Here is a 25,403-nt window from a genome sequence, read left to right as displayed (position 1 = left end):
GACTACTTGTCCTCGATGCCGGCGTCGCCCTCCCAGGCCCTGTCTTCCTTGTCCCAGCGCTCGTTGTTCTCCTCGACCTTGTCGAGGGCCCGGGCAGCCTCGGCATGGGAGGAGTAGGGCCCGAGACGGTCCTTGGCCTTGCAGCCCTCGTAGGACTCGACGGTCTTGTGGATGAGGCAGTAGTAGTACTCGCCCGCGTGCTCGTCGCTCATGGCATCCAACCTACCTGCGCGGCCGCCCGGATGTGGTCTACTCCGTCGAGCGGCCGCGCCGTCCGTGTCGGGCTGGTTCAGAGGGCAGACTCGGCGGAGAGGCCGTTGATCACCTTCGCGAGCGCGACGTCACGGCTGGTCACGCCACCGGCGTCATGGCTGCTGAGCCTGATCTCGACGTAGGGGTAGCGCAGGTCGATGTCGGGGTGGTGGTTGGCCTCCTCGGCCTTCTCCCCGATCGCGTTGACCAGGGCAAGGCCGGTGACGAAGTCACCGGTCTCCACCCTGGCGACGATGCTGTCGGCGTCGCCCGAGTCATCGAAGGACCAGCCGGCCAGCTGCTCCTGGGCGACCTGCTCGGCGGTGAGGGTGGTGGTGTCAGGTTCCATGCCCCCAGCCTGCCACCGCCGCGCAGGTCCCGTCACGCGGGACTTCGCCGAGCTCATTCCGAGCGCTGCGAGATCCGGTTGCTGACGCGGTAGACCGCGGCCTGGTGGTCGTAGTCGTCGCTCATCACGGCGGCCAGACGCAGCGGGCCGAGAGCGTCCTCGAGACGGTCCTGACGCTCGAGCACCCGGCCGAGGGAGTGCTGGCTCCAGGCGTCGCTCGGGTCCTGCCCGACGAGCCAGCGCAGCTCGGTCTCTGCCTTGGTGAGCTGTGCCCGCAGCATGTAGGCCCACGCGCGCATGGTGCGCAGCCCGATGTTGTCGGGGTCCTCGGCCAGCGCCGGCTCCAGGAGCTCCAGCGCCTCCACCGGGAAGCGCCGCGAGAGCAGGTCGTGGGCCGTACGGTAGGCCGACTCGTGGGCGGTCTGTCCCGGGAAGATGACAGCCGGGGCTGCGTACTCGAACTCGTCCTTCTCCATCATCACACCCCTTCGAACGCGATACCCCTCGGCGGTATTCCAACGGCGACCGCCCCGGGAGAACCATTGTGACCTGCCGGAGGTGCGGATGTCCGTATCGAGCCGCCGAAGACTAGACTTTTGGATGCGGACGGGCTGGCCGGGCGATCGCGTCGTAGAGATACGTCGAGGAAAGTCCGGGCTCCACAGGACAGGGTGGTGGCTAACGGCCACCCGGGGTGACCCGCGGGACAGTGCCACAGAGAACAGACCGCCGCTGCCTTCCAGGTAGCGGTAAGGGTGAAACGGTGGGGTAAGAGCCCACCAGTCCTCGTGGTGACACGAGGAGCTAGGTAAACCCCACCCGGAGCAAGACCAGACAGCGTACGACGGTGCTAACCCACCGAGAGGGCGGTCCGCCCGAGTGCGCGGGTAGGTTGCTGGAGGCCATCGGCAACGATGGTCCGAGATGGATGGTCGCCGACTACAGAACCCGGCTTACAGGCCAGCCCGTCCGCACTCGCAGCAGCTCAGCGGGCACGCAGCTCCTTGGCGAGGGCTTCCCCCGCCGCTTGCAGCTCGGAGGCAACCGTCTCGATGTCTGCCTCGGGTGCGACGAGACGACCGTCCACCCCATAGCTGGCCCGGCGCAGGGTGATCTGCACCGGATCCGTCACCAGGTCCGCACCCACCACGCCCAGCACGCCGACCAGCTGCGCGGCGGCCATGCCACCCCCTCGACCGCCGTAGCTGACCACCAGCATCGGCTTTCCGTGCCATTCGCGATAGAGATAGTCGATCGCGTTCTTCAGCGGCGCGGGGTAACCACCGTTGTACTGCGGCGTGACGAGCACGATCGCGTCGGACTCGTCGACCAAGGCGCTCCAGCGCTTGGTGTGTTCGTGGACATAGCCGCCGAGGGCCGGCATCTTCGGCTCGTCGAGCAGAGGCAGGTCGAGGTCACGCAGGTCCACGATCTCGGTCGTCGCCCCGGTCACCTCCTCCAGAAGCAGTCCCACGGCGTGTGCCACCTGGTCCCCCACCCTCACTGGTCGGGTGCTGCCGACCACGATCCTGATCAAGGACATGCCAGACCTCCGTTGCTCCATTGCTCAGCGCTGTGACCCGGGACCACCCGTAGGTCGCTTTCAGCGACCCGGACCCGGTCACGATCCGACATATACGCGAACATTTCATAATATTCGAATATTCCTGAAAGAACGACAGATTTTGCTACGATGCGTATATGACAACGACCGCCCGCGCTCGAGCCAACACCGACACGGTCCATGCTCAGCTGCGCGCCGAGCTCTTGGCAGGCATCTACGCACCCGGAGAACGACTCAAGTTCACGCCGCTGTGCGAGCGGTACGACGCCAGCGTGAGCGTGGTCCGCGAGGCGTTGACCCGGCTGGCCGAACAGGGTCTGGTCGTCTCGGAGCCCAACATCGGGTTCCGGGTGATGCCACTGACAGTGGCGGACCTCCGTGATCTCACCAGGACTCGCATCGATATCGAGACGCTGGCACTGCGCTATGCCATCGAGCAAGGCGGGGTCGAGTGGGAGTCGGACCTGGTTGCCGCACACCACCGGCTCGAGCGCACCGCGATGACGACGGACACGGGTGGCCCCGAACGCCTCGCCGACGAATGGGAACGGGCTCACGCAGCCTTCCACGCGGCTCTGATCGCGGGCTGCGACAGCCCTCGGCTCGTCTGCATGACGGTCGGTCTGCGCGACGCAAGCGAGCTCTATCGGCGCTGGTCCCAGCCGCGCGAGCCTGGCCGCGACGTCGCAGGCGAGCATCGTCGACTCATGGAAGCCGCCCTGGCCCGCGACACAGACGCGGCCGTCGAAGCGCTCACCGCCCACTATCAGCACACCACCGACATCCTGGAGGCCGGGCTGCGCGCTCAATGAGCCCGGCCCGCCGACCGTTGTCAGCTGCGTGCTGACCAAGGCGGGCCAGGCACGGGGCCGATGCTCGACACGCCGGCCGATCCGCACGCCGGCACCGGTCCCCTGCTGACCGGCACCGACGGACCACGCAGGCCGGGTAGGTGGCCGGCCGGGCGGTCAGGCCTTGCTGTGAGCGCCGGTCATCAGACCCGCGAGGTCCTCGGGGTTGAGGAAGGACGGTGGAGGCGGAGGGCCCCAGTTGAACAGGCCCTTCGCACCCTCGAGGACCTCCGGCTCCCAGATCTCGTCCTCGGGGATGCAGTCCATGTCGGAGAAGTACTCCGAGAAGTTCCCTGCCGGGTCCTTGAGATACCAGAAGAAGTTGGAGCCCGCGTGGTGCCGGCCGAGCCCCCAGACGTGCCGGTCCGGATCCTTCTCCAGCATCGCGAACGCTCCCCTGCCGACGTCGTCGACGTCATCGACCTGCCAGCTGGTGTGGTGCAGGTAGTTCACCGGTGCCTGTAGCGCGAGGAAGTTGTGGTGGTCGGTCGAGCAGCGCAGGAACGCGCCCTTGTCGCCGATCTGGTCGGAGACCTTGAACCCGAGTCCCTCGACCATGAACCGGGTCGTCGCGGCCAGGTCGGTGGTCCCGGCGACCGCGTGGCCGAGCCGGCGGGGCCGGACTCGCTCCTCACGTACGATCCCGGGCGCCCGGCCGGTGCGCTCCAACCGCCCCGGCCCGTTGTAGGGCGTGGGCGGCGACGGCTCCTGCTGCAGCCGCGGAAGAACGCGGATCCGTACGGTGAAGCCTGCGACGGGCTCCTGGGCCGTCAACGCGTCTCCGTCGAGGTCCGAGGTGACGCCGAGCTTCGCCAGCGACGCGGCGATGCGGGCCAGGTCGTCGGTGTCGTCGGCGGCGATGCCGAGCTCGACCAGCTGACGCTGCGGGCGCGGGACCAGGCGCAGCTGACGGCCGCCGTCTCGCGTGCTGAAGGCGCCGTCGCCGCCGTGCGCGAGCCCGAAGTCGGTGTAGTAGGCCTCCGTCTCGTCGACGTTCGGGACGCCGATCACGACATGGCTGAGCCGGTGCAGACTCATGACGACACCCCCTCCACGAAGCGCTGGCGCAGCTCGCCCACGCCTTCGATCGTGCTGACCATCGTCTGACCGGCGGACACGAATCGTTTCGGGTCACGGCCGACACCTACGCCGGCTGGCGTCCCGGTGAAGATCAGGTCGCCGGGATAGAGGGTGACGACCCGCGACAGCTCGGCGATCAGCCTGGACACGGGGAAGATCAGCTGCGACGTACGTCCGTCCTGCAGGACCTCGCCGTCGAGGACCGTGGTCAGCCGCAGGTCGTCGCGGTCCTCGACCTCGTCGGGGCTGACCAGCCACGGACCGGTCGGCGAGAAACCGGGGAACGACTTGCCGAGACCGAACTGCGGGGCCGGACCGCGCAGCTGGACGACGCGCTCGGAGATGTCGTTGCCGACGGTGAGCCCGGCGACGTGGTTCCAGGCGTCGGCCTCGTCGACCTGGTGGGCCTCGCGGCCGATGACGACGACGAGCTCGACCTCCCAGTCGGTGTTGCCGTTCGGCGGCAGCACGACGTCGGTGCAGGGGCCGGTCAGGCTGCTCAGGTACTTCGGGAAGACCGGCGGGAGGTCCGTCGGCGCCTCGAAGCCCGACTCGGCCGCGTGGTCGGAGTAGTTGAGCCCGATGGCGAAGATCTGTCGCGGCTCGGGCGAGGGTGCACCGAGGTCGGCGGGCGCGAACGCGGTGCCGCCCTCCGGGGCGCGGTCCGCAGCCCAGGCCTGGAAGGCGTCCCAGTCGTCGTAGACCGCGCGCAGGGACGGGCCGAACTTCCCGTCGCTGTGATCGTGGACGTCGACCGCGGTGGAGTCTGTGGTGACGAGCACCGCGCGTCCGTTGATGTTGGCCAGTCGCATGAATGGTTCCTCTCGGTAGAGCCTGACGGATCAGGCGTGTCGAAGCGCGGTACGCAGCGCAGCGGTCAGGTCGGCTGCCGGGTCGTCCGCGAGTCGCGGGGCACGCCACGCGATGTGGTGGTCGGGCCGTACGAGCAGGGCGCCGGTGTCATCGATCTCACGCAGGGTGACCCATCGGGCGAGCACGTCGTCGTGCTCGCAGTGGTGGCCGAGCACACGTACGTCGACAGCGACGCCGAGGTCGGCCGCGGCCTTCGCCGCGGCGTCGGCCCACGGTTCGCCGCCGATGCCGGTCAGCACCGTGAACCGGCCGTGTCCGACCAGGTCGAGCGTAGAGACGGTTGCGCCGTCGTGCTCGAGCCAGGCGTGCGGGAGCCGCGCGCCGGGGTGGGTGGTGGGGTGGTGGTAGAGCTCGGGGTCGCGCTCAGGCGCCGGCCAGGGTGTGCCGTCGTCGGTGACGGCGGCCGAGGCGTACCGCTGGTCGAGCTCCACGCCGTGGCAGTTGAACTGGTAGTTCTGCAGCGCCACCGCGGCGTCGAGGGATCGCCGCCGCTCCTCCCCGTCGGCACCGGGCGCGAAGAGCTCGTCGAGCGCGCGCCAGCCGTCCTCGGCGGTCTGCTCGGGCGCGAACCCGAGCGCCTGGGAGATGGGCAGCATGTCGCGCACGCTCTGCATGGCGCGGTCGACGACCTGCTTGCCGACCGGTCGGCGCTCGGTGTCGTAGGTGTCGAGCAGCTCGGGACCGGCCTTGCCCTGCAGCACGTGGGCGAGCTTCCAGCCGAGGTTGAACGAGTCCTGGATCGACGTGTTGGTGCCCAGGCCGTTGGCCGGCGGGTGCCGGTGCGCGGCGTCACCGGCCAGGAACACCCGGCCCTGCTGATAGCTGCGCGCGACCACGTGGTTGATCTGCCACTTGCTGATGTTCTTGATGGTGATCGGCACGTCGGGATCTCCGATGGTGGTGCGTGCGCGGGCGACGACGGCCTCCTCGGAGAGGTCGGGCTCGCCCTGGCTCGGGTCGTACATGAAGAGCATGACCCACTCGGTCCACGGCTTCACACAGATCCAGGTGCCCGAACCGACCCAGTAGTCGTTGCCGGGCTGGCACATCCAGTAGAGCGTGCCCGGCCGGTGCGCTGTGTACGCCGTCAGGTCCGCCTCGAGCCAGACGTTGACCGCCGCGCCGAGACCCATCTCGCCGTCCATCTCGAAGCCGAGCTCCTCGGCGACCGTGGATCGGCCACCGTCGGCGCCGACGGCGTACTTCGCCCGGATGGTCTGTTCGGCACCGGTGTCGCGGTGTCGGACGGTGGCGGTGACGCCGTCGTCGTCCTGGCCGATCGCGACGAGCTCGGTCGAGAACCGCAGGTCGGCGCCGCGATCGGCGGCGGCCCGGTGCAGCACCGGCTCGAGGATGTGCTGGGGGATGTTGCACATCGCGCTCGGGCTGGCCAGATCGTAGTCGGTACGCCGCTCGTCGCCGCTCCCCCAGGTGAGCAGCCGGGCGATCTCCTTGTCGGCGAAGCTCGTGGCCCACACGTTGTTGCCCATCAGCTCGTTGGGCGTGGCCACGGCGCGTACGTCGTCCTCGATGCCCAGGTCGCGGAAGACCTCCATCGTGCGCTGGTTGGTGATGTGGGCGCGAGGCGAGTGGGCCGTCCCGGGGTAGCGGGTGACGGTGATCGCGTCGACCCCCTCGGCTGCGAGCAGCGCGGCCAGGGTCAGTCCGGCCGGCCCGGCGCCGACGACGAGGACGTCGGTCTCGATGGTCGGTGCGTCGGTGCTCATGACCGCAGCCAGGGGTAGCGCTCGGTGTCGGCACCGGCGTAGTCGGGGTCGAGGTAGACGAAGAGCCGGTGGATCTTGCCGCCCCGGATCTCGAACACGTCGCACCAGCGTCCGGCGTGGGTGACGCCGGCGCGGAACTCGGTGCCGTCGGCGGCCTTCCCCGACGAGGTCCCCTCGACCACGACGGTGTCACCGTTCACCACGTAGTTGAGGTAGGCGTAGTCGTGCTTGATGCCGCCGATGATCGAGGCGATCCCGCCGAACGCCTCCTTCATCGCGTCCAGGCCGTCGGCCAGGCCCCACTTGGGATAGTAGAACTGGACGTTCTCGTCGAACAGGTCGAAGAAGTCCTCGCCGCGGTCGAGGCGCTTGAGGTATTCCAGCGCGATCGCCTTGCGGTCGACGTCGGACTCTGCGGTGGTTGTGGTCATGATCCTCTCCTGGGCAGTTGGGTTCACGCGGCGACTGCGTGGGTACGTGTGTGGCGGGCCCGAGCGACGAAGGCGGCGGCCGACACGACGGCAGCGGCCACGGCGATGGCACCCGAGACGACGCCGTACGCGTCGGTCAGCCCGATCAGGTGGTCGATCGAGTAGCGGCCTGGGCCGATGAAGGCGAAGCTGCCGGCCGTGACGGCGTAGAGCAGGGGCAGCTCGTAGCCACCCTTGACGGCCCACAGGCCGTTGCCGGCGTTGACCGAGGCGGCGACGATCAAGGTGCCCATGGCCATCGCCGCCCCCAGCGGCGTGCCGAGCCCGAGGATCAGCAGCGTGCTGCCGACGAGCTCGCACGTCGCCGCGATCAGCACGAGCGGCTTTCCGGGGCGCAGGCCCCAGCTCTCGAAGATCGGCGCGGTGCCGGCAGGTCCCATCCCGCCGAACAGTCCGAACCCCTTCTGGGCGCCGTGGCCGAAGATCAGCCCGCCGACGACGAGTCGGAGCAGCAGCAGTCCGAGGTCCATGGTTCTTCCTCCTCAGGAATCAGGTGGTCAGGTGCGGTCGAGGACCGAGGTGAGCACGGCACGCAGCGTGGCGGTCGGATCCCCGTCGTGACTGCTGCAGCGCCAGGCGACATAGCGGTCCGGGCGGACCAGCAGTGCGCCGTGGTCGTCGATCTCGGAGGCCGCCGACCAGGCGCCGTACGCGTCGTCGACCTCCTGACCGCGCCCGATGGCGACGGTCTGGATGTCCACACCGAGCTCGGCGCCGACCTTCGCGGCCGCGTCGGTCCAGTGCTGGCCACCGGTCCCCGTGATGAGGGTGAACCGGCCCTCGCCGGCCAGGTCGAGCGTGGAGACCCGCTGCCCGTCCCGCACCACCCACTCGTGCGGAAGGTAGGCCCCGGGGTAGGTCGTCGGGTGGTAGTAGAGCTGCGGGTCGCGGGTGTACGCCGGTGGCGGACCGTCGCTGACCACCGCCCCCGATGCGTACCGCTGCCCGAGCTCCACGCCGTGAGCGTTGAAGTGATACTCGTTCTCCGCCAGCACCTCGGTCAGCCGCTGCCGGCGGGCGCGACCGCTCTCGGTGTCGGAGAAGAAACCGTCGAGCTCGGCCCAGCCCTCCTCGTCGGTCTGCCCCTCGGTGACGCCGAAGATCGACGGGATCTGGCCGAAGGCGCCGACGCTCTGCAGCGCCCGGTCGACCACCTGCTTGCCGACCGGCTGACGCTCGGCGTCGTAGCTGTCGAGGAGCCCGTCACCGGCCTGGCCGCGCACCACGTGGGCCAGCTTCCAGGCGAGGTTGTAGGCGTCCTGGACCGAGGTGTTGCTGCCGAGCCCGTTGGCGGGCGGGTGCCGGTGCGCGGCGTCGCCGGCGATGAAGACCCGGCCCTTGCGGTAGCTTCGCGCGACGACGTGGTTGAGCTGCCACTGCGAGACGTTCTTGATCCGGATGTCGACGTCGGGGTCGCCGATCACCTTGCGGGCGCGCAGGGTCAGGGCCTCCTCGGAGAGGTCGAGCTGCTCGGTCTCCGGGTTGTAGACGATGATCAGCACCCACTCGTTCCACGGCCGGACCGTGATGAAGGTGCCGGCGCCGAGCCAGAAGTCCCGGCCGGGCTGGATCGTGAAGAACAGCGCCCCGGGGCGGTCCTTGCGGTACTTCTCGAGGTCGGCCTCGAGCCAGACGTTGACCGCCGCTCCCAGGCCGGTCTCGCCCTCGAAGTCGAACTCGAGCTTGTGGGCCACCAGGCTGCGGCCACCGTCAGCGGCGACGACGTACTTCGCCCGCAGCAGGTAGGTCTCACCGGTCTCCCGCTCGAGGACCGTCGCCTCGACCCGGACGTCGTCCTGGGTGATGTCGACCAGCTCCTGGGAGAACCGCAGGTCCGCGCCCAGCTCGAGCGCGCGGTCGCGAAGCACCGGCTCGAGGTCGTGCTGGCCGATGTTGCACATCGCGCACGGACTGGCGTTGTCGTAGTCGGACCTGCGGTCGGGGCCGCTGCCCCAGGCGTACATGCGGGCGAGCTCGCGCCCGGCGACGCTGGTCGCCCAGACGTTGGTGCCCATCCCTTCCGCGACCAGCGCACGCTCGAGCACGCGGTCCTCGATGCCGAGATCTCGGAAGACCTCCATGGCCCGCTGGTTGGTGATGTGCGCACGCGGGGTGTGCGCGATGTCGGCGTACTTGTCCACGGTGACCGCGGCGACGCCCTCCCGAGCGAGCAGTGCCGTGGCAGTCAGGCCGGCGGGGCCGGCTCCGACGACGAGTACGTCGGTCTCCTCGATACGCATGGCTGTTCTTCCTTCGGGTGCGCGATCAGGTCGTGATCAGATGAGGTGCATGCCCGCGTCGACGACGAGGTTGGCACCGTTGATGCCGGGGTTGTCGAGCAGCGCGAGCGACGCGTCGACGATGTCTTGGGTGTGCGGAAGTCGCTTGCCGGGCGTGCGCTGGCGGGCGACTTCGTACGCGTCGGCCCGCACCTGGTCGGCGTTGTCGACGGCCTGGGTGCCGGCGACGACGCCCGGGGTGATCACGTTGACGCGGACGGGCGCGATCTGGACGGCCAGCGAGTTGGCGAGGCCGACCACGCCGGCGTTGGCCATCGAGATCGTGGTCGACCCGGGGAACGGCCGCCACATGGACAGGCCGCTGAACATGAGTACTGAGCCCTCGGGCGTGAGCTTCGGCAGGGCGTAGTGCACCGCCGTGGCATAGCCGACGTTCTTCATCACCGAGGTGCGCTGACTGTCGTCGGGGCGGAACTCCCTGATGTCGTTGTTGTCGCGGTCGAGGGCAGCGAGCACCAGATGATCGATCGGCCCCATCGACTCGAAGAATCTCTCGAGCGACGACCAGTCGGTCAGATCGCACACCGCGTACGCAGCGAGGTCACCCAGCTCCTTCGCCGCCTGTTCAGCGACATCGGCGTGACGACCGGCCACGGTGGCACGGTCTCCCCGCCCGACGACTGATCGCGCGATCTCCAGCCCCAGTCCTTGGGTGCCGCCGATCACCACGACATGCCGATTTGCCTCGGACATCAGTCCCACCTCCTCGTTGTGACGTACGGCACAGTCAATCACCGCTGAATCGAACATACAAGAGATATTCGAATAAACCTGAATGTTCGCAATGATTGCCGCGCGAGTCAGCCGGCGCCGTCCACGGCGCGACCGACGCCCTTCTGCCTCGCGGTGACCGTCGACCGGAACGACCTTGTCCTGCCTCGCATCTGCCCATCCCCGCGCGAGTCCCACGCCTGCCGGGACCTGGGCCGTCGGATCCGGTCCAGACCGACCACAAATAGGTGCACCGCCGGTTGTGCGATCCGGCAGAGTAGGTCGTATGGACACGACCACCGCGATCGTCCGCTTCGACGAAGTCCGTGCCTACACCGAACAACTCGCCGAACCCCTCTCGCCCGAGGACCAGACCGTCCAGTCGATGCCGGATGTCTCACCCACCAAGTGGCATCGGGCCCACGTGACCTGGTTCTTCGAGACCTTCGTGCTGGCCGAGCACGAGGCCGGCTTCACACCGTTCCAGGACCAGTACTGGTTCCTCTTCAACAGCTACTACGAGCAGATCGGGCCGCGGTACGCGCGCCCGATGCGTGGCGTGATCAGCCGTCCTGGTGCGTACGAGGTCGGTGACTACCGGCGCAACGTCGATGACCGGGTGCGGGATCTGATCGACGGGCTCGACGGCGGCGCCTTCGCCAAGCTCGCCCCGACGATCGAGCTCGGCTTCCACCACGAGCAGCAGCACCAGGAGCTGCTGCTGATGGACATCAAGCACGTGCTCTCGCTCAACCCGCTGCAACCGACGTACGCCGGGCGGCCGGTCGCGGGTGATGGCACCGACCGCCTGGGCTGGGTGGACTTCGACGGTGGCCTGGTCGAGATCGGGTCCGAGGGCGGTGGGTTCAGCTTCGACAACGAGCTGCCGCGGCACCAGCAGTGGCTGGAGCCGTACCGGCTGGCCGACCGGTTGGTCACCAACGGCGAGTGGCTGGAGTTCATCGCCGACGGCGGCTACCGCCGCCCCGAGCTGTGGCTCTCGGACGGGTGGTCGCGGGTCAACGCCGAGGGCTGGGAGGCGCCCTTCTACTGGCGCGAGGCCGACGGGGTGTGGTTCGAGCACACCCTGCACGGCACCACACCCCTCGACCACGGGCTGCCGGTCTGCCACCTGAGCCACTACGAAGCCGACGCCTACGCCACCTGGGCCGGCAAACGCCTCCCGACCGAGGCCGAGTGGGAGCACGCTGCCCGCACCTACGAGGTGAGCGGCAACCTCGCCGACCGGGACAGCTTCCACCCGCGCGCGGCGGGCCTGGCGACCGGTGGGCTGCGACAGCTCTTCGGCGACTGCTGGGAGTGGACGTCCTCGGCCTACCTCCCCTATCCCGGCTTCCACCCCGCTGCCGGCGCGATCGGTGAGTACAACGGAAAGTTCATGTCGGGCCAGATGGTGCTCCGCGGCGGCTGCGCACTCACCCCGCCGGGACACACGCGAGCCTCCTACCGCAACTTCTTCCCGCCGAGCGCGCGGTGGCCGATCACCGGTCTCCGGCTCGCCGACGACGGGCGTCGTGCGTGACCTGGTCGGCTGCGACCACGTGCGCCCATCGCGGCATCCTCGGACCGCCCAGGACCCACGCCGAGTGGGCCTGTCAGCAGGACGACTGCGCCGATCCGCTACGCCTCGGTTCATGGACCGCCGCGGTCAGCGGCACCATCGACGCCTCGTGGACCCTCGTGCTCGACAAGGCGCGGCAGCTCGACCTGCCGGTCGGCTCGGCCGTGGTCCAGCTCGCCAACGAGCTCGAGGTGGGCAGCTTCTCGGTCCTCCTCACCGACGGGGAGGACCTCGCCCTGCTCAGCGGCGACCAGGGCAGCCACCTGGTCCAGCCGGCGTCCTGGGAGTACGTCGTCAGCGACCGTCCGCCGGCGGAGGCTCCGACCACCCCGATCCCACCGCGCACCATCGGGGTCTTCAGCCCCTGTGGCCCCACCTGGTGGCGGCTCGACACACCTCATCACCTCCCGAAGGAGAACCCCGCGTGAGTCTCGACACCAACGGCCGGACCAGCACATCGGTCCCGAGCCGGCTCACCAGCCTGTTGACCGACGAGGATCTCCGGCAGAGCCTGAAGGAGGACGCACGAACCGGCTTGAGCGCGTCGCCCAAGTGGCTTCCACCCAAGTACTTCTACGACCAGCGCGGTTCGGAGCTGTTCGAGGAGATCACCCGACTGCCGGAGTACTACCCGACCCGCACCGAACGCACACTGCTGAGAGAGCATGCCGGCGAGATCGCCGAGCTCGCCGGCGCCGAGGTGCTCCTCGAGCTCGGGTCCGGGTCGTCGGAGAAGACCCGGCTGCTGCTCGACGCGCTGACCCACGCCGGCCGGCTGACGACGTACGTCCCGGTCGATGTCAGCTCGAGCGCACTCACCCAGGCGATGGAAGCGCTCGCCGAGGAGCGGCCGGGGCTCGTCCTCAACGGCGTGGTCGCCGACTTCGACCAGCATCTCGCCCAGCTGCCGGCTCCTGGACGTCGGCTGATCGCGCTGCTGGGCAGCACGCTGGGCAACTACGACCGTCCCGGACGCGAGCGGTTCCTGCGGTCGGTCGCGGACGCCATGGATCCCGGGGAGAGCCTGCTGCTCGGGCTGGACCTGGTCAAGGACCCCGGGCAGCTGGTCGCCGCCTACGACGATGCCGCCGGGGTGACCGCCGAGTTCAACCTGAACGCGCTGCACGTGCTCAACCGAAGCCTGCGCGCCGACTTCGATCCCGACGGGTTCCGGCACCTGGCACGCTGGAACACCGACGAGGAGCGGATCGAGATGCGACTCGTCGCCGAGAGGTCCACCCGCGTGGAGCTGCGCGAGCTCGACCTCACCATCGACTTCGAGGACGGCGAGGAGCTCCTCACCGAGCTGTCCTGCAAGTTCCGTCGGAGCAGCGCCGCCGATGAGCTCACCGAGGCCGGCTTCCGGGACGCGCGCTGGTGGACCGATCCGGACGAGGCGTACGCACTGGTGCTGGCCAAGCGCTGAGCGGCACCTCGATGCTCCTGATGCAGACGCGACCCCGCCCCCGCTCGGGGTCGCGTCCATCAGGAGCATCGAGGCCGTCAGCGCACGCGCATCTGGGACTGCTGCCGGGACCTGCCGCGCCGCGGCGAGTCGATCAGGACGCGGCAGGTGATCGGCTGGTCGGGGAACGCGGCGGCGACCTCCCGTGCGCAGATCTCGGCGGCGTCGGCGATCGAGGCGGCCGAGGCGATGGGGTCGATCCGACCGTGGAGCAGGATCACCGGACGCGACCGGATGGTGGCGACCGTGCCCGTGACGCCGGTCAGAGCAGCCATCTGCTGGAGCCTGCCGGCGGCGGCGTCGGCGATCGAGCGGAGATCGGCCTGGACACGACCGGTCTCGTCGCTCGCCCGCAGCCGCAGCGTCGAGGGGCCGCGACGACGCAGGTGGGCCAGCAGCCACACCAGGCCGAGGAGCCCGAGGAGGATGCCCGCCGCAGCGAACGCCCAGGGGAACCAGCTCGCGGCCACGACCTCACGCACGGGGTCGGTCGACAGCTCGGCCGGGTAGCTCGTGAGGACCCACCGATAGTGCCAGTCGACGAGCAGCAGGCCCGCGACCACCAACAGCACGGCCACCAGCAGGGTCACGACACGATCGAACCTGATCACACGGGGCGTCATCGGGGCACCTCCGTGGCTCGCACCTTGATGCTGGCTCCGGTCAGCCGTCCGATCTCGTCATCGAGCACGGCACGTACGCGCTCGCTCACGGCGGCACGCTCCTGAGGATCCTCGGATCCGGCCGGCGGTGCCGTGGCGACGATGTCGACGACGACGCGACGCCGAGCCCGCAGCGACGACTCGGCCGAGACCACTCCGGGGAGCCGGTCGGCGGTCTCCTGGGCGATCGCGGCGACGGCCCCCGGCGAGAGCCAGAGGTCGGGTGCGCCGGTGACGCGCAGATGCGTACGTCGCCCGGGCCTGAGCGCGAACCAGAGCAGCACCACCCCGACGATCGCGAGGACCCCGCCTGCGACCGCTAACCCGACGGAGGCGCGTACGCCGCCGAGACCGTCGATCGAGGTGGAGACGACCGGCGTGCCGGCGGCCCACCCCTGACCGACCACGAGGTCACGGACCGCGACCACGGCGAGCCCGATCAGCACCAGCGCGAGCACGATGGCCGTCGGGACCGCGAGAGGTGCGCGGCGTGGCCGGCTGCGCGGCGCTGCGGGCAGGGCGACCTTCTCGACCTCAGCGGCGTGCGTGGTCATTCGACCCTCCTGGTGTCCTCGGCGGTCGCAGGGTCCACGGCATGCACGGTGACGTCCACGCTGCGGATCTGGATGCCGGAGAGGCGGAACGCCTCCTGACGTACGGTGTCGCGGGCTGCCGTCGCGACCTGGGAGATGTTGCCCGGCCAGGCCATCGCGACGTCGACCTTCACCACCGCGGATCGGCCCTCCGTCGTGATGTCGGCCTTCGGCAACGCCATGCCGGTGATGCGGCCCAGCGCACTGTGACGGGTCACCGTGCCCGGCACCTGCAGCACCACGCGTTCGATGATGTGCTGGAGCGCCTTGTTGCGGACGTCGAGGGTCCCTCGGCCTTCGGCACCCTCATCAGCACTGTTGTCGGTCGTCTGCGTCGGGCGTACGGGTGCCTCAACCACGGCGTCCCCGCAGCAGGCTGCCGAGGTCGCGCTCGCCGTCCACGTGGCCACCGATGAGGTAGCCGGCGCCGCCGAGCACGATGGCCAGGAGCAGGCCGAGGAGCCCGCCGGTGACGATCGCAATCGTGAGCAACAGTCCGGCGACCAGGCCTAGTGTCGAGTTGGTCATGACGTGTTCTCTCCTTCAGAGGTCGAGCGGTCAGGCCGAAACCGAGCCGGCGCTGGGCGGGAGGATGTCCTCCACCGTGATGTCCACCGGGCCCGACACGAGCGGCCGCACCGCGTCCCGCAACGCCTCGGTGGTGTCGAGGACGGGTGCTCCCCAGAGGAGCACCACGTGGATCGAGCAGCCGGAGTCGCGCACCCTGATCCCGTTGACCCGACGCCCGGGAAGGTAGGTGGCCACCTCCCCTGCGACTCCGGCATGGAGCGCGTGGACGCCGGGCACCGCGAGCACGGCGGCGGCGACCACGTCGACCACCTCCGGCTCCGTGCCCGCGGCGGCTCCCTGCGGGTCCGGGTCGGCCGGCACCGTCACTCCACCCGCCGGGCGGCGTCCGGGTCGGAGTCGGAGTCGCGGGCGTCGTCCTCGAGGAAGACGTCGTGCACGGTGATGTTGACCTCGGTGACCTCGAGGCCGGTCATCCGCTCCACCGAGGCCTTCACGTTGCGACGGATCGCGGACGCGAGGTCGGGGATCGAGGTGCCGTACTCGGCGACGATGTCGAGGTCGGCCGCTGCCTGCCGCTCCCCCACCTCGACGCTCACGCCCTGACCGAGGTTGGTCCGCGAGCCCGGGATCCGCTCACGGAGAGCTCCCGCCGCCCGCGCCGTGCCGCCACCGAGGTCGTGCACGCCGCTGATCTCGCGAGCCGCGATCCCCGCGATCTTGGAGACCACGGTGTCGGCGATGGACGTGCGGCCGAAGTCGCTCGCCAGCGCACCCGAGCCGCCTCCGTCCAGCTGCACCTCGGTCGTCGAGCTCGTGCTTCCTGACTTCGTCTGCGCCATGAGAAGAACCTTCCTGATCCTGTTCGGTTGCTCTAACGCTGGTTAGTCGCAGCGTCGGCTCGATATGTCACAGGCTTTCTGGTGTGTTCTGGATCACACCCCTTTGCGCGGGGATGGTAGAACTCTCATATCCGGACGCTGCCCGCTCATGGCAGCAGACGAGGAACTCGGGGGCAATGTCGGAATCGCAGGCGTCATCTGAGCCGTCGGCGACCGATGAGGCGCTGGTGCGAGCGGCGCGGCTGGGCGACCACGAAGCATTCAGGGAGATCGTGGATCGCCACGGCCCCGCCATGTATCGCTACGCCCTCCACCTGGTCGGCGACTCCACCGATGCTGCCGAAGCGACGCAGGAGGCGTTCGTCTCGGCGTGGCGAAGCCTGTCGAGCTTCGCGGGCCGCTCGTCGCTGCGTACGTGGCTGATCCGTCTCGTGCACCGTCGCGCGGCCGACCTGCAGCGCAACCGACGCGCGACGCCCATCGACGACGGGCTGATGTCCGCGCTCACTCCGGCCGCGCGGGACAACCCGTTGCAGTCCGTTCTCGACGCCGAGCTCCTGGAAGCGTTGCAGCTAGCATTGAACGAGCTTCCGTGGCATCAAAGGGCGACCTGGCTGCTGCGGGAGGTCGAAGAGATGAGTTACGAGGAGATCTCCATCGCCCTGGCCATGCCGATCGGCGCCGTCCGCGGACACCTCTACCGCGGACGACGCACACTCGCGGAGAGGATGGCCCGATGGCGCTAGATCCCAGCCCGCTCGGCCGCGCCATCCGCGCCGCCCGAGCCGAAGAGCCCGACGGGTGGGTCGACCTGGCCAGCTCGATCATGTCGCGGGTGCGCACGGTCGTCGTCCCGTCCGAGCCGATCCTCACCTTCGCCGAACAGAGCACGTCGGCGCGCGACGAGGAGGGATCCGAGACCTACGTCTCGGCGCGCGTGGTCACCGCGGCGCTGCGTCGACTGCTCCAGGAGCACCCGACGCACGCACCGGAGGCCATCGAGCTGCGCGTCGACGACACCCGCCTGGCCGGCATCAGGATCCGCCTCGTCGCCAGGTTCGGCGTCGAGCTCCATCCGCTCGCCGACACCCTGCGGCCCCAGATCCTCGAGCTCGTCACGGACCTTCTCGGTCCGGCTCCGGGCATCGACCTCGCCGCGATCGAGATCGACTACGTCGACGTCACCCGAGGCGACCCGAACCGGACCTGACCGCCCGTCGGCCCACCATCGCGGCGGACCGACGGGCGGATCGTGGTCAGTGCACGCCCGCCATCAGCTTGCGGATGGGCCGGTTGCCGACCAGCAGCAGCACGCCGACGACGATCGACGCGAGCCCGACCCACCAGAAGAACGGGCCGTCGTTCGTGACGTCGTAGAACTCGGCCAGACGCCCCGACATCGCGGTGCCGAGAGCGACCGAGAGGAAGAACAGCGCCATCATCTGGGTCTGGAAACGCTCGGGAGCGAGCTTGGTGGCCACCGAGAGGCCCACCGGGGAGAGCAGCAGCTCAGCGAGGGTGAACAGGAGCAGGATCAGCACCAGGCCGAGGAGCGGCACCGAGTGCTCGCCGCTCGGCATCAGCAGGAACGTCCAGAACGCGAGGCCCATCACGATGGTGCTCATCGCGAACTTCACCGGCGTCGCCGGCTGACGGGAGCCGAGCTTGGTCCACACGGCCGCGAAGACGCCGGCGAGCAGGATGATGAAGACCGGGTTGATCGAGTTGACCCACGAGACCGGCATCTCCCAGCCGAAGATGTCGCGGTCCAGACGCTGGTCGGAGTAGACGACCATCACGGTGAACTGCTGCTGGTAGAGCGACCAGAACACCGCCGAGGCGACGAACAGCGGCACCATCGCCCACACCCGGCTGCGCTCGACGGCACTGATGTGGCCGCTGAGCAGGATGACCGCGAAGAGCGCGATCGCGGCGACGACGCTGACGCCGATCACGATGTTGGCCAGTCGGGGCGCCGTGATGACCCCGGTCAGGCAGAGCACCACGATCGCCACCACGGCGACGACGGCGATGGCGATCCAGCGACCACGCTCGGAGGCGGGCAGCGGGTTGGGGACGACGCGGCTGGCGTCGGGGAGGGCACGGCGCCCGAGGGTGTACTGGACCAGGCCGAGGATCATGCCGATCGCGGCCAGCCCGAACCCGAAGTGGAAGCCCCACTGCTTCTGCAGCAGACCGGTCAGCAGCGGCCCCACGAGACCACCGATGTTGATGCCCATGTAGAAGATGGAGAACCCGGCGTCGCGGCGCTCGTCATCGGCGGCGTACAACGTGCCGACCAGGGAGGAGGCGTTGGCCTTCACACCACCCGAACCGAGCGCGACGAGCACGAGGCCGACCCCGACACCGGCGATGCCTGGGATCAGTGCCAGGCCGACGTGACCGGCGACGACCAGGCAGGCAGAGGCGAAGAGCGTACGCTCCGAGCCGAGCAGGCGGTCGGCGACCCACGCCCCGACGATCGTCGAGAGGTAGACCGCACCGCCGTAGGCGCCGACGATGCCGAGTGCGACCGACTCGCTGATCCCCAGGCCGCCCTGGGACGCGGAGTAGTAGAGGTAGATCGCCAGGATGCCCTGCATGCCATAGAAGCTGAACCGCTCCCACAGCTCGACCCCGAACAGATTGGCCAGTACGCGTGGCTGGCCCAGGAAAGTCCGCTCGCCGGGGTCTCCGGCGGCGCCCTCACTTTTCAGTTGACTCATTGCAACAGGCTCACAAGCGCACGCTCGTTTGCCCAAATCGCGGACAGTGGAGCGCCGCCTGCGGCCGTGATCGCAGCCGCCTTCCCCAACACCAGGGAAGTGCGGCATCACGACAGCGGTCGTGCCCCGATCGGCGATGTGCTGAGCGCGTGACCTTCTTGGAGGAGCCCGTGCCGAGCGTCGGGCAGGAGAGGCTGTACGCCGCGGACGTGGCCGACGACGGCTACGTCTGGGACCTCACCCGGCTGTGGGCACATCTGCCGGAGGCCAAGGAACAGCTGGTGGGGCTGTTCGCGTCCTCCGCCGAGGCAGCAGGCCTGACATCTCGCGACCGAGCCGTGATCGTCATCGCGCAAGCAGCGGCGATCGGCGACTCCTACTGTGCCGTCGCGTGGGGCAGACGCCTGACCGACTGGACCGACCCGCAGACGGCGATCGCAGCACTCACCGGCGACGAGGAGCCGTTCAGCGAACGCGAACGAGCGCTGGCCGACTGGGCCCGCACCGTCGCCCGCTCCCCCGGCAGCACGACACCGGGCGACGTGCAGCGGCTGCGTGATGTCGGGATCAGCGACGCCCAGATCATGGCTCTCACCGTCTTCGCCGGGCTGCGCACGGCCTTCTCCAGCATCAACGACGCCCTCGGAGCCCGGCCGGACCCGGCTCTCACCGACACCCTGGATCCGGCTGTGCGCTCGGCGATCCGGTGGGGGCGTACGCCCGGATGACGTCGGCCCAGGGTCCTCGAACAGGTGGCAGGATTCGATCTCATAATGTCATTCCTGCCACTCCTCCGAAGCGGTGAGCGGCGCGATGCTTGTCCTATGTACTTCGACGACTTCACCGCACAGCAGACCCTGAAGACCAAGGACCCGTGGTCCCTGCACCCCATCAACGCCCCGCGGCCCGCCGCGCACCCGTTCCACGCACTGTGGGGCGGCGTCGGCCGGCTCGTCCGAGGACGCCGGGTGGATCGCGGATCACCGTCATCGCCCGATCAGTGACGCCGCGCGGCCACGGCTCCTTGGAGGATGCGGTCGAGGTCGTCGAGCACGTCGGGCCAGGTCGTCTCGCTCGAGGGGTCGCTGTGGGCGAAGCTGCCGGCGATCTCGAGGGTGATGTAGCCGTGGACGAGGCTGGACATCAGCCGGACGGCGTACGTCTCGCCGGCCTCGGGCACGCCGTAGCTGCGGACCACCCTCAGGGCGATGTCGGCGTTGCGGCGCCCGGCGGTGATCGCTTCGGCCACCGAGCCCGGTGCCACCTCAGGCGCGACGGGGATGCGCTGGCGGGTGGTGGCGTCGTAGCGGCCGGGCGAGCGGCGGGCGAAGTCGCGGATGGCGTCGGCGAACGCGACGAGGAGGTCGCGGCCCTCCCCCGCGGCCGTGGCAGCGCTCGTGGCGTCGGCGAGCTCGTGGAGCACGTGAGCGGTGACGGCGGTGCGGAGATCGGTGGCGCCCGAGACATGGGAGTAGAGGGTCGGCGATCTGACGCCGAGGTGCCGGGCGAGCACGGAGATGGTCACCGCGTCGAAGCCGAGGTCGTCGGCCAGGTCGGCGGCCGCCGCGATCACGGCGGCGCGGTTCAGGCCTGGACGCCCCATCGAACCTCCCGATAACGAATTGCCTAACGGTTGTAGGAAACCTAGCATCGATGGCATGAAGCCGCTGACCGAGACCGACGTACGCTCCAGCTTCGTCAACCTCACCAAGGGTGCGACCAAGCGCCTCAATCTCCCCGCTGACCTGGCCGAACGCCCCTGGGAAGACCTCGACTACCTCGGCTGGCGGGACCCGAAAGCCCCGCAGAACAGCTATCTCGTCACCGAGCACGACGGCAGGCTCTGCGGCGTCGCGCTACGGGCATCGCGCCAGGCGCGCGGAGCACGGAAGACGATGTGCGCGCTGTGTGCGACCGTCGGTGACGTCTCGCTGCTGGTCGCCTCGCGTGCCGGTCGCTCCGGGCAGGACGGCAACTCGGTCGGCACCTACATCTGCACCGACCTCGACTGCTCCCTCAAGGCGCGCGGCAAGCGCAAGGTCGCCGACACCCTGATCCTCCAGGAGACGCTCAGCGTCGAGCAGAAGGTCGACCGCCTGCTCGGCAACCTCGACTCGTTTGTCGCGCGGGTGCTGCGACCTGCCTAGGAACCCGTCGGAGACTCAGCGCGGACCGAAGGGCGCCGACTCACCGAACACCGCATCGGCGAAGCGGGCGGCCATCAGCTCGTGGGTCGCAGCGTCAGGGTGGAGGTTGTCGGGAAGCGGATGGGCGTCGTGGTCGCCGGGACCGTAGAGCTCGAGACCGTCGAGATAGTGCAGGTTGGGGTCTCCGGCCATCCGGCCGCTGACGATCTCGGCGAGCCGGCGGCGGATCACCGCCAGGCTGAGCCGGCCGCCCGCCACCTCGGCGGGGTCGCCGGTCGCGATGAACCGCACCTCCCCCGCCTGCAGCGCCTCCGGGTCGAAGGCTCCCGGGCCAGGGGTGTCTTCGTGGATCGGGCAGTGCACCGGACCGATCACGACCAACGGCTTGTCGGGGTGGCCGTCACGGATGGTGTCGAGGAAGCCGTGCACCGCCGGCCCGAAGGCGCGCTGCCGCATGAGGTCGGCGTTGACCAGGTTGATGCCGATCTTGACGCTGAGGAGGTCGGCGGCGGTGTTGCGCATCGCGCGAGCCGTGTAGGGGTCGAGCATCGCGCTGCCCGCGAACCCGAGGCTGACCAGGTCGAGATCGCCGCTCGCCGCGGCCAGCGCGGTCCAGGTGGTGCTGGGGCTGGCGGCGTTGGAGCCCTGGCTGATCGAGCTGCCGTGGTGCAGCCACACCCGCCGTTCCCCTGACGGCAGCGGCGAGATCGGTGCATCGGTGCGCAGCGCGACCAGCTCGATGCGCTCGTAGTGCGGCAGCCAGATCTCGATGCTCTTCTGGTGCGCGGGCAGATCCTCGAAACGTACGGTGCCGACCGGTCCTGGCTCGAACGACGACGACCCGGTCGCGAGATCGGCGCGCATCACGCCGCCGCCCGTGGTGCTCACGCTCCGCGTGAGCCTGCCGTCGACGCGCAGGTCGACCTTCCCGTCGGGGCGGTCGGGCACCCCGACGATGACGGCGCGGGTGCGCAGCAGGTCGAGCTCGACCGTCGTGGCGCTCGTGCGGAACGCGAGACGTACGCCGGCCGGCTGGGCCTCGGCCGAGAGCAGCTGCGGATCGTCGCACTGCGCGCGGGCGGCGGGCGGCAGCCGGTGCGGAAGCCATCCACGCTCGGTCAGCGTCAGCTCGGCGGCACCGCGGACGATCCCGCCGTCGAGAGCATGCTCACGCATCTGGTCGCCTCCACCGGTCATCGTCGGCCCGCCTCTCGCAGTGAGGCCATGCAATCACGCGGCCGGGAAGGGTCGGGACCCCGGCGTGGTTGCACCTGAGGTGAGGCTCTCGATGCTCGACCGTTCGCGCACCCGGGTGGGCTGTCCCGAGGGTGCCGCGCTGACCCATACGATCGAACGGGCGGTGGCGGCCGAGCGGCTCGGCTATCACCGGTTCTGGGTGGCCGAGCACCATGCGGTGCCCGGCATCGCCTCGGGCGCGCCGCCGGTGCTGATCGGTGCGCTCGGCGCGCACACGTCGACGATCAGGCTCGGGTCGGGTGGGGTGATGCTGCCGCACCACCAGCCGCTGGTCGTGGCCGAGCAGTTCCTGATGCTCGACGCGCTCTACCCCGGCCGGATCGATCTCGGCCTGGGCCGCAGCCTGGGCTTCACCGCTCCGGTACGCCGCGCGCTGCGGCACGAGCGCGACGAGCCCGACACCTTCGCCGACGACATCGGCGAGCTCCGCGACTACCTCGACGGCACCGGGGCCGTCACCGCCCGGCCGGCGACCGAGCGACAGATCCCGATCTTCGTGCTCGCCACCGGCCGAGGGCTCGCGCTCGCGGCGCAGCTGGGCCTGCCGGTCGTCGTGGGCGGTCCGATGCTCGACAGCCCCTCGCTGGGTGAGCTGCTCGAGGCGTATCGCAACGACTTCCGGCCCTCCGCGCGTGCGCCCGAGCCGTCGGTGACGGTCTCCGTCGACGTGCTCGTCGCCGACACCGACGCCGAGGCGCGCGACCTCGCGCTGCCCGAGGCGTGGGCGATGGCGCGGTCGCGGCAGACCGGCGAGTTCGGTGCGCTCGAGCCGGTGGGCACGATCCGGGATCAGGCCTGGCCGAACCAGGTGCGCGAGCGGGTCGAGGCGCATCTCGCGCGCACCACGGCCGGCTCGCCCGCGAGCGTACGCAGCCGTCTCGACCGGCTGGCCGAGAGGACCGGTGCCGAGGAGCTCCTCACCTTCACCTCCACCTTCGACCGCGACGCCCAGCTCGCCTCCGATGCCGCGCTCGCCGGGATCATGACGACGCCGATGACGACGCAGGTCATGACGAGCCGGACGCCGGCCCCGACCCGGAGCTGAGCGTGTGCGCCGCCTCCAGCAGGAGGCGGCCGAGCTCGGCCTGACGCGGTGGCGCGAGGCGAGCCTCGATGCCCGTGATGCTCAACGCTGCGTAGGGCTGCCCGTGGGCGTCGAAGACCGCCGCCCCCAGGCCCCAGCTGCCGACCACGATGAGACCTGGGTTGACCGCGAAACCGAGCTCTCGGGTGGCACTGACACGCTCGCGCAGGGCTGCCGCCGAGTGCTCCTCGCCGTAGCCGGCGGTGAGGTCGACGCGGGCCAGATAGGCCTCGCGCCGAGCCTCCGGCAGGAACGCCAGGATCGCCAGCCCGGCCGAGGCGACGCCCAGCGGGAACCGGATCCCTTCGTGGAGCACGTGCGACCGGATCGGGAAGCTGCCGTCCTCACGCAGCACGCACACCGTCTCGTCACCGCGCCGGATCGAGAAGAACGCACTCTCCCCCGTCTCCTGGGCGATGCGCAGCACCACCGCGCGGGCGGCCGGGGTGATGTCGTGACGCGTCGTCGCGGCCGCGCCGAGCAGGAAGCACTCCGGACCCAGGTGCCACGCACCCGTGCCGTTGTCGCGCTCCACCAGGCCCTCCTCCTGAAGAGCGCTCAGCAGCCGATGGGCCGTCGGGCGCGGGATGGCTGCGGCCGTCGCGAGCCGCGTGGTCATCGCTCCCTCCGGCTCGCGCGCGGCGAGCAGCCTCAGGAGGGTCGCACTGCGGCGGACCACGCTGGGTTGGTTCGCGCCGAGCTGAGTCGCGCCGGGACCGGGTGCCATGCAACGTACGATATGCGACGTCCACTGAGTGGACGCAGTTGCGCCGAAGAGGTCAGTGATCGAAAGATCAAGCGTGAAACCGCGATCATCTATTGACCGATCGGCCGCGTCATTCTTGACTGAACAGCATGGACAAGGTCATCTCCTCAGCCGCCGAGGCGGTCGCGGACATCCCGGACGGAGCGACCCTCACGGTCGGCGGGTTCGGGCTGTGCGGCATCCCCTCGGTGCTCATCAACGCCATCCTCGAGGCCGGCACGACCGACCTCGAGGTGGTCTCCAACAACGCCGGTGTCGACGACTGGGGCCTGGGTCTCCTGCTCGGCGCCGGGCGCCTGCGCCGGGTCGTCGCCTCCTACGTCGGTGAGAACAAGGAGTTCGCGCGCCAGTATCTGGGCGGCGATCTCGAGGTCGAGCTCAACCCGCAGGGCACCCTCGCCGAGCGGATGCGCGCCGGCGGCTCCGGCATCGCCGCCTTCTACACCCGCGCCGGCGTCGGCACGCAGGTCGCGCAGGGCGGGCTGCCGTGGAAGTACGACGACGCGGGCAACGTCATCAAGACCTCCCCGGTGAAGCCGCTGATGACCTTCGAGACGCGTGACGGCGAGCAGGAGTTCGTGCTCGAGGAGGCGATCCTCGCCGACTTCGGCGTGATCCGCGCGTGGAAGGGCGACCGCCACGGCAACCTGGTCTTCAAGGACTCCGCCCGCAACTTCAACCCCCTCGCCGCGATGGCCGGTCAGGTCACGATCGTGGAGGTCGAGGAGCTCGTCGAGCCCGGCGAGCTCGAACCCAACGAGGTGCACCTGCCCGGTGTCTACGTCCACCGCGTGGTGCCGTTGACGCCCGAGCAGGCCGCCGAGAAGCGCATCGAGAAGAGGACGGTCCGCTGATGTCCTGGACACGTGAAGAGATGGCGGCGCGGGCCGCCACCGAGCTCGCCGACGGCGACTACGTCAACCTCGGCATCGGACTGCCGACGCTGGTGCCCAACTACGTCCCCGACGACGTCGAGCTGGTGCTGCAGAGCGAGAACGGCATCCTCGGCACCGGGGCCTACCCGACCGAGGACGCCGTCGACCCCGACCTGATCAACGCCGGCAAGGAGACCGTGACCGTACGCAACGGCGCGAGCTTCTTCGACTCCGCGATGAGCTTCGGGATGATCCGCGGGGGCAAGATCGACTGCGCGATCCTCGGCGCCATGCAGGTGGCCGTCAACGGCGACCTGGCCAACTGGATGATCCCCGGCAAGATGGTCAAGGGCATGGGCGGCGCGATGGACCTCGTCCACGGCGCGAAGAAGGTCGTCATCCTGATGGAGCACGTCGCCCGCGACGGCTCCTACAAGATCGTCGAGGAGTGCTCGCTGCCCTACACCGGCCTCGGCGTCGTGCAGCGGATCATCACCGACCTGTGCGTCCTCGACATCACCCCCGACGGGCTGCGGCTGGTCGAGCTCGCCCCGGGCGTCACCCTCGACGAGGTGAGGGAGAAGACCGAGCCGCCGGTGCTCGACTGACCCCAAGGGCCGAGAAGTCACTCCTGCAGGCCGAGAGGTCACCGGGGTGACCTCTCGGCCTGCAGGAGTG

Annotated in this window: 33 protein-coding genes and 1 other RNA gene; 13 read left to right on the top strand and 21 right to left on the bottom strand. The window is 69.7% G+C overall.

Annotated elements, in window-relative coordinates; all coding sequences use genetic code 11:
* Positions 1-2: 2 nt before the first annotated feature.
* From FB381_RS09010 to FB381_RS09000, 3 genes are all read right to left on the bottom strand, one after another.
* The gene (locus FB381_RS09010) at positions 3-212 is read right to left on the bottom strand and encodes a hypothetical protein (RefSeq protein WP_141779975.1); all 210 of its coding nucleotides are present in this window, start codon (positions 210-212) and stop codon (positions 3-5) included.
* A gap of 77 nt (positions 213-289) precedes the next feature.
* Positions 290-601, bottom strand: a complete 312-nt coding sequence (locus FB381_RS09005; protein ID WP_141779974.1) for a 4a-hydroxytetrahydrobiopterin dehydratase — start codon at positions 599-601, stop codon at positions 290-292.
* Positions 602-654: 53 nt separating this feature from the next.
* Positions 655-1,077 carry a tetratricopeptide repeat protein gene (locus FB381_RS09000; RefSeq protein WP_170225103.1) on the bottom strand — a complete coding sequence of 141 codons (423 nt, stop codon included), beginning with the start codon at positions 1,075-1,077 and terminating at the stop codon, positions 655-657.
* A gap of 131 nt (positions 1,078-1,208) precedes the next feature.
* Between FB381_RS09000 and rnpB the strand changes: the two genes are divergently transcribed.
* Positions 1,209-1,573, top strand: an RNA gene (rnpB, locus tag FB381_RS08995) — RNase P RNA component class A.
* Positions 1,574-1,586: 13 nt separating this feature from the next.
* Here rnpB and FB381_RS08990 read toward each other — a convergent pair.
* Complete coding sequence (locus FB381_RS08990) at positions 1,587-2,075, bottom strand: NADPH-dependent FMN reductase (protein ID WP_246088029.1); 489 nt, start codon at positions 2,073-2,075, stop codon at positions 1,587-1,589.
* 227 nt (positions 2,076-2,302) lie between these two features.
* Here FB381_RS08990 and FB381_RS08985 point away from each other — a divergent pair, with 227 nt between their 5' ends.
* Complete coding sequence (locus tag FB381_RS08985) at positions 2,303-2,977, top strand: GntR family transcriptional regulator (RefSeq protein ID WP_141779971.1); 675 nt, start codon at positions 2,303-2,305, stop codon at positions 2,975-2,977.
* A gap of 156 nt (positions 2,978-3,133) precedes the next feature.
* Here FB381_RS08985 and FB381_RS08980 read toward each other — a convergent pair whose 3' ends face one another.
* The 7 genes from FB381_RS08980 to FB381_RS08950 are packed head-to-tail and all read right to left on the bottom strand — an operon-like array spanning position 3,134 to position 10,180.
* Positions 3,134-4,054: a VOC family protein gene (locus tag FB381_RS08980; protein WP_141779970.1), complete on the bottom strand. Its 921-nt coding sequence runs from the start codon at positions 4,052-4,054 to the stop codon at positions 3,134-3,136.
* Positions 4,051-4,908 carry a fumarylacetoacetate hydrolase family protein gene (locus tag FB381_RS08975; RefSeq protein ID WP_141779969.1) on the bottom strand — a complete coding sequence of 286 codons (858 nt, stop codon included), beginning with the start codon at positions 4,906-4,908 and terminating at the stop codon, positions 4,051-4,053. Before FB381_RS08975 ends, FB381_RS08980 begins: the two co-directional genes overlap by 4 nt.
* A 30-nt stretch (positions 4,909-4,938) precedes the next feature.
* Positions 4,939-6,696, bottom strand: coding sequence for an FAD-dependent monooxygenase (locus FB381_RS08970; RefSeq protein ID WP_141779968.1), 1,758 nt, complete (start codon positions 6,694-6,696; stop codon positions 4,939-4,941).
* Positions 6,693-7,127 (bottom strand): nuclear transport factor 2 family protein, encoded by a 435-nt coding sequence (locus FB381_RS08965; protein WP_141779967.1) that lies wholly within the window; start codon positions 7,125-7,127, stop codon positions 6,693-6,695. Before FB381_RS08965 ends, FB381_RS08970 begins: the two co-directional genes overlap by 4 nt.
* 23 nt (positions 7,128-7,150) lie before the next feature.
* The gene (locus FB381_RS08960) at positions 7,151-7,657 is read right to left on the bottom strand and encodes a DoxX family protein (RefSeq protein WP_141779966.1); all 507 of its coding nucleotides are present in this window, start codon (positions 7,655-7,657) and stop codon (positions 7,151-7,153) included.
* 27 nt (positions 7,658-7,684) lie between these two features.
* Complete coding sequence (locus FB381_RS08955; RefSeq protein WP_141779965.1) at positions 7,685-9,427, bottom strand: FAD-dependent oxidoreductase; 1,743 nt, start codon at positions 9,425-9,427, stop codon at positions 7,685-7,687.
* Positions 9,428-9,463: 36 nt separating this feature from the next.
* Complete coding sequence (locus FB381_RS08950) at positions 9,464-10,180, bottom strand: SDR family oxidoreductase (RefSeq protein WP_170225102.1); 717 nt, start codon at positions 10,178-10,180, stop codon at positions 9,464-9,466.
* 304 nt (positions 10,181-10,484) lie between these two features.
* Here FB381_RS08950 and egtB point away from each other — a divergent pair, with 304 nt between their 5' ends.
* Genes egtB through egtD form a run of 3 tightly spaced genes read left to right on the top strand, consistent with a single transcriptional unit; the run spans position 10,485 to position 13,206 of the window.
* Entirely contained in the window at positions 10,485-11,741 is a 1,257-nt protein-coding gene (egtB, locus tag FB381_RS08945) for an ergothioneine biosynthesis protein EgtB (protein ID WP_141779963.1), read from the top strand.
* On the top strand, positions 11,738-12,208 hold the full coding sequence (locus FB381_RS08940) for a hypothetical protein (protein WP_141779962.1): 471 nt from the start codon (positions 11,738-11,740) through the stop codon (positions 12,206-12,208). The genes egtB and FB381_RS08940 overlap by 4 nt, the downstream gene beginning before the upstream one ends.
* On the top strand, positions 12,205-13,206 hold the full coding sequence (gene egtD, locus FB381_RS08935) for an L-histidine N(alpha)-methyltransferase (RefSeq protein ID WP_141779961.1): 1,002 nt from the start codon (positions 12,205-12,207) through the stop codon (positions 13,204-13,206). The genes FB381_RS08940 and egtD overlap by 4 nt, the downstream gene beginning before the upstream one ends.
* 77 nt (positions 13,207-13,283) lie before the next feature.
* Here egtD and FB381_RS08930 read toward each other — a convergent pair whose 3' ends face one another.
* Genes FB381_RS08930 through FB381_RS08905 form a run of 6 tightly spaced genes read right to left on the bottom strand, consistent with a single transcriptional unit; the run spans position 13,284 to position 15,870 of the window.
* Entirely contained in the window at positions 13,284-13,868 is a 585-nt protein-coding gene (locus FB381_RS08930; protein WP_141779960.1) for a hypothetical protein, read from the bottom strand.
* Positions 13,865-14,461: a DUF6286 domain-containing protein gene (locus FB381_RS08925; protein ID WP_141779959.1), complete on the bottom strand. Its 597-nt coding sequence runs from the start codon at positions 14,459-14,461 to the stop codon at positions 13,865-13,867. The genes FB381_RS08930 and FB381_RS08925 overlap by 4 nt, the downstream gene beginning before the upstream one ends.
* Positions 14,458-14,859 (bottom strand): Asp23/Gls24 family envelope stress response protein, encoded by a 402-nt coding sequence (locus FB381_RS08920; protein ID WP_170225100.1) that lies wholly within the window; start codon positions 14,857-14,859, stop codon positions 14,458-14,460. Before FB381_RS08920 ends, FB381_RS08925 begins: the two co-directional genes overlap by 4 nt.
* Positions 14,852-15,028: a DUF2273 domain-containing protein gene (locus tag FB381_RS08915; RefSeq protein WP_141779957.1), complete on the bottom strand. Its 177-nt coding sequence runs from the start codon at positions 15,026-15,028 to the stop codon at positions 14,852-14,854. The genes FB381_RS08920 and FB381_RS08915 overlap by 8 nt, the downstream gene beginning before the upstream one ends.
* A 30-nt stretch (positions 15,029-15,058) precedes the next feature.
* Positions 15,059-15,391: a hypothetical protein gene (locus FB381_RS08910; RefSeq protein ID WP_141779956.1), complete on the bottom strand. Its 333-nt coding sequence runs from the start codon at positions 15,389-15,391 to the stop codon at positions 15,059-15,061.
* A 2-nt stretch (positions 15,392-15,393) separates the two neighbouring features.
* Positions 15,394-15,870: an Asp23/Gls24 family envelope stress response protein gene (locus FB381_RS08905; RefSeq protein WP_141779955.1), complete on the bottom strand. Its 477-nt coding sequence runs from the start codon at positions 15,868-15,870 to the stop codon at positions 15,394-15,396.
* A 176-nt stretch (positions 15,871-16,046) separates the two neighbouring features.
* Here FB381_RS08905 and FB381_RS08900 point away from each other — a divergent pair, with 176 nt between their 5' ends.
* Both FB381_RS08900 and FB381_RS08895 read left to right on the top strand, forming a co-directional pair.
* On the top strand, positions 16,047-16,616 hold the full coding sequence (locus FB381_RS08900; RefSeq protein WP_141779954.1) for an RNA polymerase sigma factor: 570 nt from the start codon (positions 16,047-16,049) through the stop codon (positions 16,614-16,616).
* Positions 16,607-17,080, top strand: coding sequence for a hypothetical protein (locus FB381_RS08895; protein WP_141779953.1), 474 nt, complete (start codon positions 16,607-16,609; stop codon positions 17,078-17,080). Before FB381_RS08900 ends, FB381_RS08895 begins: the two co-directional genes overlap by 10 nt.
* A gap of 46 nt (positions 17,081-17,126) precedes the next feature.
* Here the strand turns inward: FB381_RS08895 and FB381_RS08890 are convergent, their stop codons facing one another.
* Entirely contained in the window at positions 17,127-18,596 is a 1,470-nt protein-coding gene (locus FB381_RS08890) for a peptide MFS transporter (protein ID WP_141779952.1), read from the bottom strand.
* Positions 18,597-18,745: 149 nt separating this feature from the next.
* On the opposite strand from FB381_RS08890, the gene FB381_RS08885 reads away from it, so the two are divergent.
* Positions 18,746-19,324 (top strand): carboxymuconolactone decarboxylase family protein, encoded by a 579-nt coding sequence (locus tag FB381_RS08885; protein WP_141779951.1) that lies wholly within the window; start codon positions 18,746-18,748, stop codon positions 19,322-19,324.
* A gap of 96 nt (positions 19,325-19,420) precedes the next feature.
* Entirely contained in the window at positions 19,421-19,600 is a 180-nt protein-coding gene (locus FB381_RS08880; RefSeq protein WP_141779950.1) for a hypothetical protein, read from the top strand.
* Here the strand turns inward: FB381_RS08880 and FB381_RS08875 are convergent.
* Positions 19,594-20,199 carry a TetR-like C-terminal domain-containing protein gene (locus FB381_RS08875; RefSeq protein ID WP_141779949.1) on the bottom strand — a complete coding sequence of 202 codons (606 nt, stop codon included), beginning with the start codon at positions 20,197-20,199 and terminating at the stop codon, positions 19,594-19,596. The two genes, FB381_RS08880 and FB381_RS08875, sit on opposite strands and share 7 nt — an antisense overlap.
* Positions 20,200-20,254: 55 nt before the next feature.
* Here FB381_RS08875 and FB381_RS08870 point away from each other — a divergent pair, with 55 nt between their 5' ends.
* Positions 20,255-20,743: an FBP domain-containing protein gene (locus tag FB381_RS08870; RefSeq protein WP_141779948.1), complete on the top strand. Its 489-nt coding sequence runs from the start codon at positions 20,255-20,257 to the stop codon at positions 20,741-20,743.
* A 15-nt stretch (positions 20,744-20,758) separates the two neighbouring features.
* Here FB381_RS08870 and FB381_RS08865 read toward each other — a convergent pair whose 3' ends face one another.
* Positions 20,759-21,919: an SGNH/GDSL hydrolase family protein gene (locus FB381_RS08865; protein WP_141779947.1), complete on the bottom strand. Its 1,161-nt coding sequence runs from the start codon at positions 21,917-21,919 to the stop codon at positions 20,759-20,761.
* A gap of 85 nt (positions 21,920-22,004) precedes the next feature.
* On the opposite strand from FB381_RS08865, the gene FB381_RS08860 reads away from it, so the two are divergent.
* The gene (locus FB381_RS08860) at positions 22,005-23,045 is read left to right on the top strand and encodes an LLM class flavin-dependent oxidoreductase (protein ID WP_246088028.1); all 1,041 of its coding nucleotides are present in this window, start codon (positions 22,005-22,007) and stop codon (positions 23,043-23,045) included.
* Here the strand turns inward: FB381_RS08860 and FB381_RS08855 are convergent.
* The gene (locus FB381_RS08855) at positions 23,008-23,811 is read right to left on the bottom strand and encodes an IclR family transcriptional regulator (RefSeq protein WP_141779946.1); all 804 of its coding nucleotides are present in this window, start codon (positions 23,809-23,811) and stop codon (positions 23,008-23,010) included. The two genes, FB381_RS08860 and FB381_RS08855, sit on opposite strands and share 38 nt — an antisense overlap.
* 128 nt (positions 23,812-23,939) lie before the next feature.
* Between FB381_RS08855 and FB381_RS08850 the strand changes: the two genes are divergently transcribed.
* Both FB381_RS08850 and FB381_RS08845 read left to right on the top strand, forming a co-directional pair.
* Positions 23,940-24,704, top strand: a complete 765-nt coding sequence (locus FB381_RS08850) for a CoA transferase subunit A (protein ID WP_141779945.1) — start codon at positions 23,940-23,942, stop codon at positions 24,702-24,704.
* A complete protein-coding gene (locus tag FB381_RS08845) occupies positions 24,704-25,333 on the top strand; it encodes a CoA transferase subunit B (RefSeq protein ID WP_141779944.1) in 630 nt (209 codons plus the stop codon). Before FB381_RS08850 ends, FB381_RS08845 begins: the two co-directional genes overlap by 1 nt.
* The last annotated feature ends 70 nt before the right edge of the window (positions 25,334-25,403 follow it).

Origin of the sequence: Nocardioides albertanoniae, assembly GCF_006716315.1 — a bacterium.
In the GTDB taxonomy this organism is placed as follows: Bacteria; Actinomycetota; Actinomycetes; order Propionibacteriales; family Nocardioidaceae; genus Nocardioides; species Nocardioides albertanoniae.
Note: the sequence above shows the minus strand (reverse complement) of the source record. Positions and strands in the feature narration are given on the sequence as shown.

Excerpts from the sequence above, each read along its gene's own strand:
- FB381_RS08930 (WP_141779960.1), bottom strand. The coding sequence starts at position 13,868 with ATGACGCCCCGTGTGATCAGGTTCGATCGTGTCGTGACCCTGCTGGTG.
- FB381_RS08850 (WP_141779945.1), top strand. The coding sequence starts at position 23,940 with ATGGACAAGGTCATCTCCTCAGCCGCCGAGGCGGTCGCGGACATCCCG.
- egtB (WP_141779963.1), top strand. The coding sequence starts at position 10,485 with ATGGACACGACCACCGCGATCGTCCGCTTCGACGAAGTCCGTGCCTAC.
- FB381_RS08905 (WP_141779955.1), bottom strand. The coding sequence starts at position 15,870 with ATGGCGCAGACGAAGTCAGGAAGCACGAGCTCGACGACCGAGGTGCAG.
- FB381_RS08950 (WP_170225102.1), bottom strand. The coding sequence starts at position 10,180 with ATGTCCGAGGCAAATCGGCATGTCGTGGTGATCGGCGGCACCCAAGGA.
- FB381_RS09010 (WP_141779975.1), bottom strand. The coding sequence starts at position 212 with ATGAGCGACGAGCACGCGGGCGAGTACTACTACTGCCTCATCCACAAG.
- FB381_RS08895 (WP_141779953.1), top strand. The coding sequence starts at position 16,607 with ATGGCGCTAGATCCCAGCCCGCTCGGCCGCGCCATCCGCGCCGCCCGA.
- FB381_RS08955 (WP_141779965.1), bottom strand. The coding sequence starts at position 9,427 with ATGCGTATCGAGGAGACCGACGTACTCGTCGTCGGAGCCGGCCCCGCC.
- FB381_RS08875 (WP_141779949.1), bottom strand. The coding sequence starts at position 20,199 with ATGGGGCGTCCAGGCCTGAACCGCGCCGCCGTGATCGCGGCGGCCGCC.
- FB381_RS08890 (WP_141779952.1), bottom strand. The coding sequence starts at position 18,596 with ATGAGTCAACTGAAAAGTGAGGGCGCCGCCGGAGACCCCGGCGAGCGG.
- FB381_RS08970 (WP_141779968.1), bottom strand. The coding sequence starts at position 6,696 with ATGAGCACCGACGCACCGACCATCGAGACCGACGTCCTCGTCGTCGGC.
- FB381_RS08845 (WP_141779944.1), top strand. The coding sequence starts at position 24,704 with ATGTCCTGGACACGTGAAGAGATGGCGGCGCGGGCCGCCACCGAGCTC.
- FB381_RS08880 (WP_141779950.1), top strand. The coding sequence starts at position 19,421 with ATGTACTTCGACGACTTCACCGCACAGCAGACCCTGAAGACCAAGGAC.
- FB381_RS08865 (WP_141779947.1), bottom strand. The coding sequence starts at position 21,919 with ATGCGTGAGCATGCTCTCGACGGCGGGATCGTCCGCGGTGCCGCCGAG.
- FB381_RS08985 (WP_141779971.1), top strand. The coding sequence starts at position 2,303 with ATGACAACGACCGCCCGCGCTCGAGCCAACACCGACACGGTCCATGCT.
- FB381_RS08965 (WP_141779967.1), bottom strand. The coding sequence starts at position 7,127 with ATGACCACAACCACCGCAGAGTCCGACGTCGACCGCAAGGCGATCGCG.
- FB381_RS08980 (WP_141779970.1), bottom strand. The coding sequence starts at position 4,054 with ATGAGTCTGCACCGGCTCAGCCATGTCGTGATCGGCGTCCCGAACGTC.
- FB381_RS08855 (WP_141779946.1), bottom strand. The coding sequence starts at position 23,811 with ATGGCACCCGGTCCCGGCGCGACTCAGCTCGGCGCGAACCAACCCAGC.
- FB381_RS08915 (WP_141779957.1), bottom strand. The coding sequence starts at position 15,028 with ATGACCAACTCGACACTAGGCCTGGTCGCCGGACTGTTGCTCACGATT.
- FB381_RS08960 (WP_141779966.1), bottom strand. The coding sequence starts at position 7,657 with ATGGACCTCGGACTGCTGCTGCTCCGACTCGTCGTCGGCGGGCTGATC.
- FB381_RS09000 (WP_170225103.1), bottom strand. The coding sequence starts at position 1,077 with ATGGAGAAGGACGAGTTCGAGTACGCAGCCCCGGCTGTCATCTTCCCG.
- FB381_RS08870 (WP_141779948.1), top strand. The coding sequence starts at position 20,255 with ATGAAGCCGCTGACCGAGACCGACGTACGCTCCAGCTTCGTCAACCTC.
- FB381_RS08900 (WP_141779954.1), top strand. The coding sequence starts at position 16,047 with ATGTCGGAATCGCAGGCGTCATCTGAGCCGTCGGCGACCGATGAGGCG.
- FB381_RS09005 (WP_141779974.1), bottom strand. The coding sequence starts at position 601 with ATGGAACCTGACACCACCACCCTCACCGCCGAGCAGGTCGCCCAGGAG.
- FB381_RS08975 (WP_141779969.1), bottom strand. The coding sequence starts at position 4,908 with ATGCGACTGGCCAACATCAACGGACGCGCGGTGCTCGTCACCACAGAC.
- FB381_RS08925 (WP_141779959.1), bottom strand. The coding sequence starts at position 14,461 with ATGACCACGCACGCCGCTGAGGTCGAGAAGGTCGCCCTGCCCGCAGCG.